12 protein-coding genes are annotated in these 12,941 nt (G+C 69.3%); 5 read left to right on the top strand and 7 right to left on the bottom strand.

Annotated features, from left to right (window positions below):
* Positions 1–192: 192 nt before the first annotated feature.
* On the top strand, positions 193–543 hold the full coding sequence (locus ACFFCN_RS17150) for a hypothetical protein (protein ID WP_375493618.1): 351 nt from the start codon (positions 193–195) through the stop codon (positions 541–543).
* On the opposite strand, the gene ACFFCN_RS17145 is transcribed toward ACFFCN_RS17150, so the two are convergent.
* From ACFFCN_RS17145 to ACFFCN_RS17120, 6 genes are read right to left on the bottom strand one after another with little or no spacing between them, the layout of a single operon-like run.
* Positions 540–1,577 (bottom strand): D-alanine--D-alanine ligase, encoded by a 1,038-nt coding sequence (locus ACFFCN_RS17145; protein WP_375493616.1) that lies wholly within the window; start codon positions 1,575–1,577, stop codon positions 540–542. The genes ACFFCN_RS17150 and ACFFCN_RS17145 overlap by 4 nt on opposite strands.
* A 9-nt stretch (positions 1,578–1,586) precedes the next feature.
* Positions 1,587–2,915, bottom strand: coding sequence for an ATP-grasp enzyme (locus tag ACFFCN_RS17140; RefSeq protein WP_375493614.1), 1,329 nt, complete (start codon positions 2,913–2,915; stop codon positions 1,587–1,589).
* Positions 2,912–3,655, bottom strand: a complete 744-nt coding sequence (locus ACFFCN_RS17135) for a TauD/TfdA dioxygenase family protein (protein ID WP_375493612.1) — start codon at positions 3,653–3,655, stop codon at positions 2,912–2,914. The genes ACFFCN_RS17140 and ACFFCN_RS17135 overlap by 4 nt, the downstream gene beginning before the upstream one ends.
* 32 nt (positions 3,656–3,687) lie before the next feature.
* Positions 3,688–4,533, bottom strand: a complete 846-nt coding sequence (locus tag ACFFCN_RS17130) for an O-methyltransferase (RefSeq protein ID WP_375493610.1) — start codon at positions 4,531–4,533, stop codon at positions 3,688–3,690.
* Positions 4,530–5,768 (bottom strand): sedoheptulose 7-phosphate cyclase, encoded by a 1,239-nt coding sequence (locus tag ACFFCN_RS17125; protein ID WP_375493608.1) that lies wholly within the window; start codon positions 5,766–5,768, stop codon positions 4,530–4,532. The genes ACFFCN_RS17130 and ACFFCN_RS17125 overlap by 4 nt, the downstream gene beginning before the upstream one ends.
* Positions 5,769–5,788: 20 nt before the next feature.
* Positions 5,789–6,451 (bottom strand): HAD family hydrolase, encoded by a 663-nt coding sequence (locus ACFFCN_RS17120; protein WP_375493606.1) that lies wholly within the window; start codon positions 6,449–6,451, stop codon positions 5,789–5,791.
* A gap of 188 nt (positions 6,452–6,639) precedes the next feature.
* Here ACFFCN_RS17120 and ACFFCN_RS17115 point away from each other — a divergent pair, with 188 nt between their 5' ends.
* Positions 6,640–7,419 carry a DeoR/GlpR family DNA-binding transcription regulator gene (locus tag ACFFCN_RS17115; protein WP_375493604.1) on the top strand — a complete coding sequence of 260 codons (780 nt, stop codon included), beginning with the start codon at positions 6,640–6,642 and terminating at the stop codon, positions 7,417–7,419.
* A gap of 8 nt (positions 7,420–7,427) precedes the next feature.
* Here the strand turns inward: ACFFCN_RS17115 and ACFFCN_RS17110 are convergent, their stop codons facing one another.
* Positions 7,428–8,939, bottom strand: a complete 1,512-nt coding sequence (locus ACFFCN_RS17110; RefSeq protein WP_375493619.1) for a uracil-xanthine permease family protein — start codon at positions 8,937–8,939, stop codon at positions 7,428–7,430.
* A gap of 171 nt (positions 8,940–9,110) precedes the next feature.
* Between ACFFCN_RS17110 and ACFFCN_RS17105 the strand changes: the two genes are divergently transcribed.
* From ACFFCN_RS17105 to ACFFCN_RS17095, 3 genes are read left to right on the top strand one after another with little or no spacing between them, the layout of a single operon-like run.
* Complete coding sequence (locus ACFFCN_RS17105; RefSeq protein WP_375493602.1) at positions 9,111–10,601, top strand: CoA-acylating methylmalonate-semialdehyde dehydrogenase; 1,491 nt, start codon at positions 9,111–9,113, stop codon at positions 10,599–10,601.
* Positions 10,598–11,983, top strand: a complete 1,386-nt coding sequence (locus tag ACFFCN_RS17100; RefSeq protein WP_375493600.1) for an aspartate aminotransferase family protein — start codon at positions 10,598–10,600, stop codon at positions 11,981–11,983. The genes ACFFCN_RS17105 and ACFFCN_RS17100 overlap by 4 nt, the downstream gene beginning before the upstream one ends.
* Positions 11,984–11,986: 3 nt before the next feature.
* Positions 11,987–12,835, top strand: a complete 849-nt coding sequence (locus ACFFCN_RS17095; protein WP_375493598.1) for a nitrilase-related carbon-nitrogen hydrolase — start codon at positions 11,987–11,989, stop codon at positions 12,833–12,835.
* Positions 12,836–12,941 lie beyond the last annotated feature (106 nt).

Raw genomic sequence — 12,941 nt, 5'->3', positions numbered from 1 at the left:
ACGTTGTGCCGCAACCGTCACCCCCCGCCAGGCCTGCAGGGTCGGTTGCGGCACAACGTCGTCGCACGGGTAGCGGTGTGCGACGTCGGCCGCCGTGACGCCCCACCGATCGCCGATCACGCGTCTCATGGTGCCCGGCAACGAAGTAGCGGTACTCATGCGCGTCGCCACGAGTGCGGCCACGGTGGAACCATGACCACCTCGATGAACGACCGTCCTGCGCGTTCACAATCTTCGGCATCGACCATCGCTCTACGCGCCGCGGGGTGCGTACAGATCCTGCTCAGTTCGCTGGCCGGTCTCGGCTTGCTCGCCAGCTACCCCCTACTCGCGATGTGCACCGACGCGGGCTCGTCGTCCGACTGCGACAGCGTGGCCGGCACATGGTTGGCCAGCGGGGTCCTTGTCCTGGCCAACCTCGTCGCCGGCATCGCGCTGATGTGTGTCGACGGCTCCTCGCGGCGGGCCCGTCACCTCGTCGTCGCCGTCGCCTCGTGCCTGGCCGTCACGGCCGTCAGCACCTGCGCGTCGCTGCTCGGCTAGCCGATCTCCTGACGCCGCTCACGCGCATCGTCCAGGGCCTGATCGATCGCGTCGGCGAACAGGTCGCGCACGCCGATGCCGGCAGCTGCCGCCATCACGGCGATGACGCTGCTCGGCGCGAACGAGTTGTACAGGCCCGCCTCGAGGAAGTACGGCGTGCCGGCCGGGTCGATGCGGAAGTCGAACAGCCCGTAGTGCCGACAGCCCAACGCGATATGGCACCGGCGCGCAGCGTCGTGGACGCGCTCGGTGAGCGGATCGGCGACATCGACGATCCATGCGTGCGCCGAATCCTTCGCGACGAGTTCCAGCTCGCCGTCCGAGGTGCGGCGCAGCTTGTCCGCCGCGTCGCGCACCGGCTTGTGCACCGGGTCGACGCGGTACTCCTCCAGTGGCAGGCACTGCAGCTCGCCGTGCCGCACGATCGTCGCGCAGCGCACTTCGCGCCCGAGCGGCACGAAGCGCTCGACCAGCGCGGCCGTGCTGTGCTCGAAGGCCTCGGCCATGGCCGCCGGGTACTCGTCGAACGTGTTGACGAGCGTGACGCCGGCGGAGTTGTCCGCGTCGACCGGCTTGACGACGGCCGGGGGCGCGAGGTGCACCTGCCCGCCGGGGCGCACGACCTCACCCACCGCCACGTCGACGCCGGCGGCGGCGACGACCGCCTTGGCCTTCGCCTTGTCCGCGCCCAGCGCCATCACCTCGGCGCGGTTGCCGACGTAGGGGATGCCCAGCACGTCGAACAGCGCGCGGTAGGCCGTCATGCCCGGTCGGCAGAACATCTGCGGCACGACGACGTCCGGCTGTAGCTCACTGATGTGCTCGATCGCCTGCGCGGTCGTGAGCGGCGACGCGCCGGTGAGGGACTCGGCCCGCAGGTCGGCGGGGAACTGCCAGCAGCCGTCCGGGCGCACGTGCGCGACGTGGAACTCGTAGCGGTGTGGGTCGGCGTTGGCGTCGAGGCAGCCCCGAGCGTAGAGCCGGGAGAGATCGGCATAGTGCTCGTCGACCGCCGAACCGACGAGGTGCAGCACTCGCAGCACTCAGTCCCCCGCCGGTTCGACGAGCTTGCCGATGTTGAAGTCGATGCGGATCCAGTCCTTGCCGCGCACCAGGTTGCGCAGCAGCAGCGCGGGGATCTGCACGTGGTGCACGACGAAGAACGGCAGCGGGTCGTGCAGGTCGAAGATCGCGTCCTTGCCGCGGGCGAGCACCGCTGCCCGCTGCCGCGCCGTGCTCGGTCGCGAGATCATCCGCCACAGCTCGTGGTAGAGCCAGTACGTGGGTCGACTGCGCTGCGTCGGCGTGAGCGTGTCGACGCCGTCGTCGAGGTAGGCGCGGGCGAGCGCGTCGGTCTGGTCGTAGAACATCGTGATGGCCGAGTGCGTGCGCGGGTTGCACTCGATGGGCAGTGCCGTGCCGTCGGCGGTCTCGATGAAGTCGAAGCTGAACTGGCCGCTGACGCCCAGCCGCTCGATGAAGGTGCGCACCCAGGACTCGATGCCGGGGTGCTCGACCATCTCGTAGTTGACCTGGAACGCCGATGACGGGCAGCACGCGTAGACCTGCAGCCGGCCGTCGCGGGCCGTGCCGTGCGTGCAGTACTCCTGGCCGCGCACCAGCGACTGCATGATCCACGGGGTGTCACGCGAGATCGTCTTGCTGCGCGCGAACGCCGTCGTCTGCTGCGGGGTGGGCCGGGGCAGCGGAGTCAGGTCGAGCCGGTTGACCGGGTCGTACGGGATGCTCTTGAGCACGTACGGCGGCTGCGCGGCGGCGAAGTCGAAGCGCTCGAGCTGGGTCGGCGACTCGATGCGATGCGCGTCCGGCGTCGGCAGCCCGAACGATCTCGCCAGCTCGGTGAACCGGTATTTGTCGTCGAGTGCCGCGATCACGTCCGCGTCGGCGTGCAGCACCTCGCAGTGCGGTTCGAGCAACGGCTTGGCCAGCGCGTCGTAGTAGCTCGCAGCCGGGCTGCACACCGGCACGTACACGTCCACGTTCTCGCGGCGTACGACGTCGAGCAGCGCCTGCGCGTACGCCGGGTCCTGCGGCTTGGGCACCACGTGGAAGGCGTCGACGCACCGGGAGAAGCGGTGCCCGGTCAGCCGGTACGCGGCCGACTCGACGAGCACGACCCGGTGCCCGGCGCGATGGAACGCGCGGGCCAGCTGCAGCGACTTGGTCATCTTGCCGCCGCTCAGCAGCACCGTCCTGCGCCTGGCCGGCTCCCGGGGTGGGGGATCGCGGGTGAGCCGGCCGGCAAGCAGGACGGTGCCGGTCAGGGCGGCGTTCGCGGGCGCTGCCAGCTGCAGCAGCGCGAGCGCGCCGAGTGTTCTCGCCGTGCGGTGCAGGCGGGGGCGCGCGGTCACGGCGCGAGCACCATGCCGCGGTGCATGACGCGGTCGCCGACCACGCCGTCATGGTCGGCGCGATGCAACACGCAGCCGTTGTCCCACATGACGACGTCGCCCGCGCGCCACGTGTGGCGCAGCGTGTTCGCCGGCCGGGTCGAGTGCGTGTACAGCAACTGGATCAGCTCGCGCGACTCGGCCGCGCTCAGGCCGCTGACCTCGACGCATCGTTGCGGCGTCGACAGGTACAGCGACTCGCGGCCGGTGATCGAGTGCGGGCGCAGCGCCGGGTGCCACGCCTCGTGCTCCTGGGCGTCGCCCGGTTCGACGCCGGTGACGACGTGCCGGATGCTGCGCCCCTGCAACCGGGCGCGCACGTCATCGGGCAACGTCTGGGCGGCGCGGTACTGGTTGGTGAACAGGGTCTGGCCGCCGTGGGCGGGGATGCGCACCGCTCGCAGCGCGGTGTACGCCGGGGGGTGGCTGACGTAGCTGGTGTCCACGTGGAAAACGCTGCGCGGCGGCGTCGTCCGGCCGACGTTGGTGATCACGTTCAGATCGGGGTGGCCGGGTACCGGTGTCTCACCGGCGGTGAACACCGGCTTGCCGAAGGCACGCAGCAGCGCAAGGAACTCGTCGTCGTCGATGTGCTGATCACGCATGATCAGCACGCCGTGCTCGGCAAGCAGCCGGCGCAGCGTGTCGGTCGAGCGCGGGCTGACATCCGTCAGCGCGATGCCGTCGATGGCGACGCCCACGGGTTCGAGGGTGACGTGTCGCAGGCCGGTGCTCATCGCTGCGCGAACCGGATGAGCGTCACGCCGTCGCGGACCGACAGCAGCACCTGCTCGACCCGCGGATCATCGGCGATCTCCCGGTTGAACGCCGCGATCGCCGCGGCGTTCGGCGTGGACGTGGCGTCGGTCCACGGCAGGCCCTGCATCAGCGTGTTGTCGACACACAGCAGACCGTGCCGGGCGAGCAGCCCGTAGCGCAGCACGGCGTCGACGTAGGCGAGGTAACCGCCCTTGTCGGCGTCGAGGAAGACGAGGTCGAACACGTCACCAGTGCGCGCGAGGTCGTGCAGGGTGTCGTCGGCCGGGCCGACGCGCACGTCGATCTTGCGGCCTGCCTCGGAGCGGTACAGGTGGTGCCGGGCGAACTGCGCGACCTCGACGTCCACCTCGCAGCTCACGACCCGCCCGCCCGGCGGCAGCGCCTCGGCCACCGCGAGCGCCGAATACCCGGTGAACATCCCGATGTCGAGCACCCGCCGGCTGCGCGTCGCGTGCACCAGCGTCTTGAGCAATTGTCCTTCGACGTGGCCGGAGAGCATCTCCTGTTCGAGCGGCGCCCGGCCGGCGTGCGGATCGTGCCCGGCCCAGTCGTGCGTTGCGGTGGCCTCGGCGAGTTCGCGCAGCGCGGCGGACTCGGGCGTCGTGCACTGCGCCGCATACGGCTCGACGCCGACCGCCAACTCGTACGTCGCCCGCAGGTCGTCGGCGAACTCGGCGTCCGCCGCGGCAGGGCAGCGGGCCACGAGATCCGCGAGCCGCGCGGCGAGGACCCCGACCGGTGTCACCGCCCGTGCCGCCCCGGGGGGCGTCACGCTCGGGGCGTCGGTCGTTGCGCTCACGCGGCGGCGCCCTCCGCGCCGTCCGAGTCGACGAAGACCTGCATGCCCGCACCCGCGCCGGGATACCGCGCACACAGCTCGCGGTGGGTGGCCAGCGCTGCCGCGAGCTCCGCCGTGCTCAGATCGTTGACGAAGTGGCAGGTCCCGATCGGGCGGGGAACCGCCGCGCGCAATAACCCGTCGCGGGTCTGCACGATCGACTCGGTGCCTTTGCGCAAGACCTCCGGCGTCAGGTGCGGGCTGTCCAGGGACAGCCCGAGCTTGCTGAACATCCAGAAGATGCGGTCGCGCTCGCTCTCCGGGATGTAACCGCGCAACGCGGCGACCGTCGTCGACAACGCCATGTCGATGGCGATCGCATGCCCGTGGAAGAACGGCACGTCCGGCGTGAGTTCGAGCGTCGGGCTCCAGGTGTGCCCGAAGGCGATCACCCGGTCGAGCTCGAGCTCGTGCAGGTTCGGCGTCTCGAGTTCGAGCATCGTGCGCACCGCGGCATAGCTGACGCGAGCGCCGATCTCGCGGAGCTCCGGCGTGCCGTCCAAGTACCCGAACCGGGTGTGCAGCAGGTCCTCGCCGTACTTCTCCAGCAGCTCGAAGATCTCCCGGTTGCCGACCGTCGAGATCTTGACGAGCTCGGCCATGCCGTTACGCACCTGTGCCTCGGGCAGCGTGCGCAGGAAGGAGAAGTCGAGCAGTACCTGCTGCGAGGCGTGGAACGCCCCGAGCCGGTTCTTCGCCTTGCCGTGGTTGACCGCGACCTTGATCGCGACGCTCGCGTCGATCAGGCCGATCAACGTGGTCGGGACCCGGATGTAGTTCGTCGCGCGGCGGAACATCGAGCACGCAAAGCCGGTGACGTCGGTGATCAACCCACCGCCGACGACCAGCACCGGCTCCTTGCGCACGAGCCCGAACTCGCCGAAGGCGTCGACGAGCCGCTCTGCCGTGCGCAGCGACTTGTCCTGCTCGCGGATAGTCACGCCGACGACCGTGAGCGCGATGTCGTGGTGTGCGAAGTACGCCCGCATCGCGTCGCCGTATTCGCGCAACACAGTGTCGTCGACGACGGCGAGGCAACGTCCCCACGGCCGGTAGCTGTCGGCGAGCTGCGTGTTACGCGCGGCGAACACGCCGTCGACGATCTGCAACGAGTAGTCGATGCGCTCGTACGCCGCGACGTGGAATGCGGCGTCGTCGATGGTCAACGTCGCCTGCAGGTCTGTGGTCGGCATCATCTCGGGGTGGCTAACCACGCTCAGTGGCCCGCCGCCATCGACGCGAGCTCGTCGAAGTCGACGTGATGCGTCACCGGCGTCGAGCCGAAGTCGTGTCCGGCCGTGTTCTCGTTCGGGAAGGCGACGACCGGGATGCCCGCAGCGGTGGCGGCCCGGACGCCGCCCACGTTGTCCTCGATGGCGACGCACTCACCGGCTTGCTCGCCGAGCTGTTCCACCGCGTACTCGTAGACCGCGCCGGCCGGCTTGGACTCCTGCACGCTCGTCACGTCGGTGACCACGTCGAAGTCGTCGCGCGAGAGCTCGTCGAGACCGTCGAGCAGGGCCGTGATGTTGTCGTCGGCCGTGGTGGTGACGAGGCCGACCTCCCAGCCGCGACCCTTCGCCGCGCGGATCGCGTCGATGATCCCCGGGCGCGTCTTGATCCCGGCGTTGGCCAAATGCTTCTGGAAGATCGAGGACTTCGTGGCGTGCACGGCGTCGGCGTCGACGTCCTCGTTCTGCTCCTTCGCGAAGTCGGCGATGCGCTGCTTGCCGCCGTTGCTGGTCAGCAGGTTGCGGTAGTCGTCGCGCTCCCAGTTCCAGTCGAGGCCGTGCTGCGCGAAGGCCTCGTTGAACGAGCCGCGCTGGATCTCCGAGGTGTCGACGAGGGCGCTGATGGAACCGATCAGTAGAGCTGGCATCGGACGGGTCCTTTCCGTGCTGCGTGCTGCCTGTCCGCCCGTCCTTTCGAGCTGTCCCAATTCGAGCACATGCGAGCACAGATGTGCAATATCGAGCGAAAATGAGCACACGGGCTACCCTTGTCGGAACCGGACGCATCGGAGTGGTGTCATGACCAGCAGTGGCCGCACGGCCGACGACTGCTGACATGCTCGTTCCCGACCGGCAGCGCGGCGTGCTCGACCACGTCCGACGACGCGGCAGCGCGCGCATCGAGGAGCTGGCTGCGCAGTTCGGCGTCAGCCCGTGGACCGTGCGCCGCGACCTCGAGCACCTCGAGCGGGCCGGCCTGCTGACCCGCACCCGGGGCGGTGCACTAGTGGGTGCCGGTATCGGCGCGGACGTCTTCGCGGGCGTTGCGGTGGCCGGCGACGAATCCGCCGACCCGGCCCGCGGCGACGCCAAGCGCCGCATCGGGTGGCGCGCCGCGCAGTTCGTCGAGGACGACGCCACGATCATGGTGCTGGCCGGGAGCACCACTGCGGCGATGGTGTCGCACCTGACCACCCGCCGGCTGACCGTCGTCACCAACGGCCTGGAGATCGCCAACGAGCTCAAGCACGCAGCCGACGTGTCGGTGGTCGTGCTCGGCGGCATGTTGCACCGCACGCAGATGGCACTGGTCGGCGCGCTCGCCGAGGCGGCGATGGCCGGTCTGCACGTCGACGCGGTCGTCGGCGGCGCCTACGGCATCGACGTCGAGGTGGGCATCACGGGCGCGAAGATCGCGACCGTCGGACACCATCGCGGCATCCTGAGCCACGCCGACACGCTGATCGTGCTCGCGGACTCAAGCAAGCTGGGCCGCCGCGGGCCGACGGTGTTCGCCGGTCTCGATCAGGTGGACAGGGTGATCACCGACACCGAGGCCGACGCCGATCTCGTGGCGCAGATCCGCGCGCGCGGGCCCGTCGTCGACCTCGTCTGACGCCTGGATCAGTCGCGCAGCGGACGGCCGTCCCGGGGTTCCGCGGCCGGCCCGCCCGGAGCGTCGGCGGCCGCCGGCGCAGCGCTCACGGTCTGCTCGGCGCGCCCGTGCTGCCGTTGCTGCGCCACGCCGTCCGGCGGGCCCGTGTGCATCCGGTCGGTCTCGGGCCGGCCGCGCATTCCGGGCGTCAGCCAGCGACACAGGTGGTAACCGATCAGGACGATCAAGGTGCCGGCGGCGATGCCGGTGATCGAGAAGTCGCTCGTGAACTTGATCGCCAGGTTCCCGATGCCCGCGATGATGCCGGCGGCGACCGGCACGAGGTTGGCGGGATCGGCGAAGTCGACCCGGTTCTCGATCCAGATCTTCGCGCCCAGCATCCCGACCATGCCGTAAAGGACCAGCGTGATGCCGCCGAGCACGCCGCCCGGCGTGGCGGCGACCAACGCGCCGAATTTCGGGCAGAAGCCGAACAGGATCGCCACCGCGGCGGCTATGTAGTACGCCAACGTGGAGTAGATGCGGGTGGCCGCCATGACGCCGATGTTCTCCGCGTACGTCGTGGTGGGCGACCCGCCGACGAAGCTCGCCACGGCGGTGCCGACACCGTCACCGATGAACGCGCGGCCCAGGTAGGGGTCCAGGTTCTGTCCGGTCATCTCGGACACCGCCTTGACGTGCCCGGAGTTCTCCGCGAGCAACGCGATCACCGAGGGGATCACGAGCAGGATGAACGTGGCGTTGAACGTCGGCAGGTGCGGCCCGGCAAGATGGCCGAACGTCGGGCTGGACATCGACTTCGGCACGCCGATCCAGTGCGCGGAGCGCACGCCGGACCAGTCGATGCGGTTGACGGCGTGGCAGTTCTTCCCGGCCGTGTCGCACTGCGGCACCTTGTTGACGAAGTCCGCGATCCAGCACAACACGTAGCCGAACACCAGCGCCAGGAAGATCGCGATGCGCGACACGAAGCCGCGCAGCACCACCGAGACGAGGATGACGAACAACGCCGTCAGCAACCCGATCCACTGCTCGCTCGGGAAGTAGGTCGTGGTCGCCACCGTCGCGAGGTTGAAGCCGATGAGCATCACGACCGCGCCAGTCACGACGGGCGGCAGCACCGCACGCACCAGGTGCGCGCCGGCGAAATGAACGATGACGCCGACCGCGGCCAGGATGAGCCCGGCGATGAGGATCGCGCCGGTGACGTCCGCGGAATCGCCGCCCTGCGCGCGGATCGCGGCCACCGCTGCGACGAACGACGCAGACGTGCCGACATAGCTGGGCACCCGGTTCTTGACGATCAACAGGAACAGGATCGTCGCGATGCCGGACATCAGCACCGCGAGGTTCGGCGAGAGCCCCATGATCGCCGGGAAGACGAACGTCGCGCCGAACATCGCCACGACATGCTGCGCGCCCAGGCCGACCATGCGCGGCGCGGACAACCGCTCGTCCGGACGCACGACCTCGCCGGGCGGCGGGGTGCGCCCGCCGTGCACCAGGGTCCAGGTGAACATCGACACGGTGCCTCCTGCGGCTCGTCGGCGAACGGACGTGGGGGATCGTGGCACTGCAGGTGTGTCGTCGGCGTTACCTGCGCATCAACGGCGCGATCCACGGATGTGCGGGCGGCCAGAGCCGGCGGGCCAGGGGTTACCGATCGTTGCGTCCGCGGATAGCGTGGGTTGATGGTCACCCGCATCACCCACTGGATCGACGGCGCACCGGTCGAGGGCACCTCGGGCCGCACCAGCCCCGTCTACAACCCCGCCACCGGACTCGTTTCCGCGGAGTGCTACCTCGCGACGACGGCCGAGGTCGCGACTGCTGTCGCCGCCGCGAAGGAGGCCGCGCGTGAGTGGCGGTCGGCTTCGCTGTCGCGCAGGTCGGCGGTCGTCTTCGCCTTCCGCGAGCTGCTGCATGCGAACGCCGACGAGCTCGCCAAGATCATCACATCTGAGCACGGCAAGGTGCTCTCCGACGCCCACGGCGAGATCGCTCGCGGTCTCGAGAACGTCGAGTTCGCGGCCGGCGTGCCGCAGCTGCTCAAGGGCGGTTTCAGCGAGCAGGCCGGCACCGGCGTGGACGTCTACTCGATCCGGCAGCCGCTGGGCGTCGTCGCCGGCATCACGCCATTCAATTTCCCGGCGATGGTGCCGTTGTGGATGGCCGCGAACGCCATCGCCTGCGGCAACGCGTTCGTCCTGAAGCCGAGCGAGAAGGACCCGTCGGCGTCGCTGTGGCTGGCGCGCAAGTGGCAGGAAGCGGGGTTACCCGACGGCGTGTTCAACGTCGTGCAGGGCGACAAGGACGCGGTCGATGCGCTGCTCACCCATCCGGATGTCGAGGCCGTCAGCTTCGTCGGCTCGACACCGATCGCGCGCTACATCTACGAGACCGGCACGGCGAACGGCAAGCGGGTGCAAGCGCTGGGCGGCGCGAAGAACCACATGATGGTGCTGCCCGACGCCGACATCGACCTCGCCGCCGATGCCGCGGTCTCCGCGGCGTACGGCGCGGCCGGTGAGCGGTGCATGTCGATCTCGGTCGCAGTGGCCGTGGGCGACGCCGGCGACCGGCTCGTCGACGCGATCGCCGCACGGTTGCCCAAGCTGCGCATCGGCGACGGTGCGGATCCCGATTCCGAGATGGGTCCGCTCATCACGGAAGAGCACCGCGACAAGGTGGCGGGTTACATAGCGGCCGGGGCCGAGTCGGGCGCGACCGTGGTCGTCGACGGCCGCGCCGGCGACGTGCCGAGCGACGGCTTCTTCCTCGGCACCACGCTGCTGGACAACGTCACCCGTGACATGAGTGTGTACACCGACGAGATCTTCGGACCGGTGCTGTCGGTGGTACGCGCGCAGACGTACGACGACGCGCTCGAGCTGATCAACTCGAACCAGTTCGCGAACGGCACCGCCATTTTCACGCGCGACGGCGGCGTCGCGCGGCAGTTCCAGTTCGACGTCCAGGTCGGCATGGTCGGCATCAACGTGCCGATCCCCGTGCCGGTGGCGTACTACTCGTTCGGCGGATGGAAGGACTCGTTGTTCGGCGACACGCACATGTACGGACCGGAAGGCATCAACTTCTACACGCGCGGCAAGGTCGTGACCTCGCGCTGGCCCGATCCCGCGACGTCCGCTGTCGACCTCGGCTTCCCGAGGACCCGATGACCGATCCGCTGGCCGGCATCCCGGCCGATAAGGACACCGTCGCCGCGCTGGACAAGGCGCACGTCTTTCACTCGTGGTCGGCGCAGGGGCAGATCTCTGCGCTGCCCATCGCGTCGGCGGAGGGCTCGTACTTCACCGACTACGACGGGAAGCGCTACCTCGACTTCTCCAGCCAGCTCGTCAACGTCAACATCGGCTATCAGCACCCGAGGCTCGTCGCGGCGATCCAGGAGTACGCGGCGCGGATGACGACCATCCAGCCGGCGTTCGCCAACGACGCGCGCAGCGAGGCGGCGCGGTTGATCAGCGAGGTCGCGGGCGGCGGTGCCGGCGGCAACGGGTTGAACAAGGTGTTCTTCACCAACGCCGGCGCGGAAGCCAACGAGAACGCGATCCGCATGGCGCGGTTGCACACCGGCCGGCCGAAGGTCCTGGCCACCTACCGCAGCTATCACGGCGGCACGCACGGTGCCATCGGTCTCACCGGCGATCCGCGCCGCTGGGGGACGGAGCCGTACATCACCCCGGGCGTCGTGCATTTCTGGGGGCCGTATCCGTACCGGTCGGCGTTCCACTCGTCGTCGCCGGAGCAGGAGTGTGAGCGTGCGCTGGCGCACCTGCGCGATGTGCTGATGGTCGAGGGCGCGCAGACCGTGGCGGCGATCATCCTGGAGCCGGTGGTCGGCACGAACGGCATCCTGGTGCCGCCGGACGGTTACCTCGCCGGTGTGCGAGAGCTCTGCGACACCTACGGCATCGTCCTGATCAGCGACGAGGTCATGGCCGGCTTCGGGCGCTGCGGGGAGTGGTTCGCCGTCCAGCACTGGGACGTCGTGCCCGACCTCATCACCTTCGCGAAGGGTGTCAACTCCGGGTACCTCCCGCTCGGCGGCGTGATCATCAACGACGCCATCGCCGAGACGTTCGACCAGCGCGTCTACCCCGGCGGTCTGACCTACTCGGGACACCCGCTCGCCTGCGCGAGCGCCGTAGCGTCGATCAACATCTTCAAGGACGAGGGCATCGTCGAGAACGCGCGGCGTCTCGGCACCGACGTCATCGGTCCGGAGCTCGCCAAGATCGCCGAGCGGCATCCGTCGGTCGGCGAGGTGCGCGGGCTCGGCGTCTTCTGGGCCGTCGAACTCGTGAAGGACCGCAACACCCGCGAGCAACTGGTGCCGTACAACGCATCCGGCGCGGACGCCAAGCCAGTGGTCGAGCTCGCGACGGCGTGCAAGCAGCGTGGGATGTGGCCCATGACGCATTTCAACCGGCTGCACGTCGTGCCGCCGTGCACCACCACCGAGCACGAGGCCCGCGAGGGACTCGCGATCCTCGACGAGGCGCTCGACGTGGCCGACACCTACACGGGCGGAGCCTGAGAGATGACGACGATAAAGGCCGCGATCTCGCAGACCACCTGGACCGGCGACAAGGAGTCGATGCTCGACCGTCACGAACAGTTCGCTCGCGACGCCGCCGAGCTGGGCGCGCAGGTCATGTGCTTCCAGGAGCTGTTCTATGGTCCGTACTTCGGCATCACCCAGGACCAGAAGTACTACCGGTTCGCCGAGCCCGCGGACGGCCCGATCGTGACGCGCTTCGCCGCCCTCGCGAAAGAACTCGGCCAGGTGATGGTGCTGCCGATCTACGAGGAGGACCAGACCGGCGTCTACTACAACACCGCGGTCGTCGTCGACGCCGACGGCACGGTCCTCGGCAAGTACCGCAAGCACCATCTGCCGCATCTGGACAAGTTCTGGGAGAAGTTCTACTTCCGGCCCGGCAATCTGGGCTACCCGGTGTTCGACACCGCCGTCGGCAAGGTCGGCACGTACATCTGTTACGACCGGCACTTCCCGGAGGGCTGGCGCGAGCTCGGGCTCGCCGGCGCGCACATCGTCTTCAACCCCAACGCCACCAAGCCGGGTCTGTCGAATCGGCTGTGGGAGGTCGAGGGTCCGTGCGCCGCGGTGGCCAACGGATATTTCGTGCTGCAGCCCAACCGGGTCGGCCGGGAGGACAACGAATACGGCGACGACGCCGTCGACTTCTACGGCACCAGCCAGGTGATCGACCCACGCGGCAACTTCGTCGGCGAGCGGGCCTCGGCGGAGAAGGAGGAGCTGCTCGTGCGCGACCTCGATCTCGACATGGTGCAGCAGATGCGCGACGACTGGCAGTTCTACCGGGATCGCCGCCCGGACTCCTACACCCGGATCGCCCAGCCGTGAACGCACCGCAACCCCCCGTGATCAACAGCAGGTATCGGTCGCTCTGGCGACCAAATACTGCTGTTGATCACCGGGGTGTGGGGGACCGGGGTGACCGGGACCGGGG

The sequence above is a fragment of the uncultured Jatrophihabitans sp. genome (assembly GCF_964246335.1).
Lineage (GTDB): Bacteria > Actinomycetota > Actinomycetes > Mycobacteriales > Jatrophihabitantaceae > Jatrophihabitans.
Note: the sequence above shows the minus strand (reverse complement) of the source record. Positions and strands in the feature narration are given on the sequence as shown.

Excerpts from the sequence above, each read along its gene's own strand:
- ACFFCN_RS17150 (WP_375493618.1), top strand. The coding sequence starts at position 193 with ATGACCACCTCGATGAACGACCGTCCTGCGCGTTCACAATCTTCGGCA.
- ACFFCN_RS17125 (WP_375493608.1), bottom strand. The coding sequence starts at position 5,768 with ATGATGCCGACCACAGACCTGCAGGCGACGTTGACCATCGACGACGCC.
- ACFFCN_RS17120 (WP_375493606.1), bottom strand. The coding sequence starts at position 6,451 with ATGCCAGCTCTACTGATCGGTTCCATCAGCGCCCTCGTCGACACCTCG.
- ACFFCN_RS17115 (WP_375493604.1), top strand. The coding sequence starts at position 6,640 with ATGCTCGTTCCCGACCGGCAGCGCGGCGTGCTCGACCACGTCCGACGA.
- ACFFCN_RS17110 (WP_375493619.1), bottom strand. The coding sequence starts at position 8,939 with ATGTTCACCTGGACCCTGGTGCACGGCGGGCGCACCCCGCCGCCCGGC.
- ACFFCN_RS17105 (WP_375493602.1), top strand. The coding sequence starts at position 9,111 with ATGGTCACCCGCATCACCCACTGGATCGACGGCGCACCGGTCGAGGGC.
- ACFFCN_RS17100 (WP_375493600.1), top strand. The coding sequence starts at position 10,598 with ATGACCGATCCGCTGGCCGGCATCCCGGCCGATAAGGACACCGTCGCC.
- ACFFCN_RS17095 (WP_375493598.1), top strand. The coding sequence starts at position 11,987 with ATGACGACGATAAAGGCCGCGATCTCGCAGACCACCTGGACCGGCGAC.